This is a genomic window from Streptomyces antioxidans, assembly GCF_000968685.2.
GTDB classification, from domain to species: domain Bacteria; phylum Actinomycetota; class Actinomycetes; order Streptomycetales; family Streptomycetaceae; genus Streptomyces; species Streptomyces antioxidans.
On record NZ_LAKD02000171.1, the window covers coordinates 1 to 905 of the forward strand.

The following is a 905-nucleotide window of genomic DNA, read 5'->3' on the forward strand; positions in this document are numbered from 1 at the left end:
CCGACGTCCCCGCCCAACACCCCCTCACCTACCCCGGCCGCCCCATCACCCGCCCCACCCTCCTCACCACCGGCGAGCTCTGGGACCTCACCCCCACCCCCGGCCGCCTGGGCACCTGGACGGTCAGCCCACACCCCGACGACGACGAAGCGCCCCCAGAGCCGCTGGACGCCGTCCTCAGCCACCTGGGCCAGCCCCCGACCCCCCACCGCCACCCCGTCATCGCGGTCGGCTCCAACGCCTCCCCCGCCCAGCTCCACCACAAGCTCTCCCGCCCCGGCCACCCGGCCACCGTCCCCATGGTCCCGGTCGACGTGCACGGCATCGCGGTAGGCTGCTCGGCCCACATCGGCCGGTACGGCTATGTGGCGTCCGCCCCGTACACGGCACCCGGCGCCCGCACCCCGCTCGTCATCAGCTGGCTGGACGCCGAACAGCTCGCGGCCGTCGACGCCACCGAGTACCCCAACTACCGCCGCGTCCTGCTGCCCGGCAGCCAGTACCCGATGGTCATGCCGTCCGGCGAACGGCTCCGCGGCGCGTACCTCTACGTCGGCGAGCGCGGAGTGCTGATGTCCCCGGACGGCACTGAGCGCCCCCTCCCCGGCGGCCGCGACCAGAGCGCCCTGCTCACCCGCCTGCTCGCGGGCTCGCGACGGCTGCGCGCACTCCTCGGCCCCGACCCCCGCTCCTGGGTCGCCCGCGCGGGCGCCGACCCGGCCGTACGCACGACCGGCACCCGGATCTTCCAGGAGGAGGGCTGGGCGCTGCCACAGCCCGACCTCCTCCGCTGCCCGGAGGACGAACGGCACGAGGGTCGCGCCGGGCACGGCAGAGCCGAAGAACCCGACAGAGCCAAAGCCCCCGGCGCCCCCGGAGGCCCCGGAGGCCCCGGAGGCCCCGGA

The 905-nt window shown here is 76.1% G+C and carries 1 protein-coding gene; it reads left to right on the forward strand.

Going from position 1 to position 905, the window contains the following annotated elements; genetic code table 11:
- The coding region (locus VT50_RS37195) for a hypothetical protein (RefSeq protein WP_240529475.1) at positions 1 to 905 on the forward strand (905 nt) is incomplete at both ends.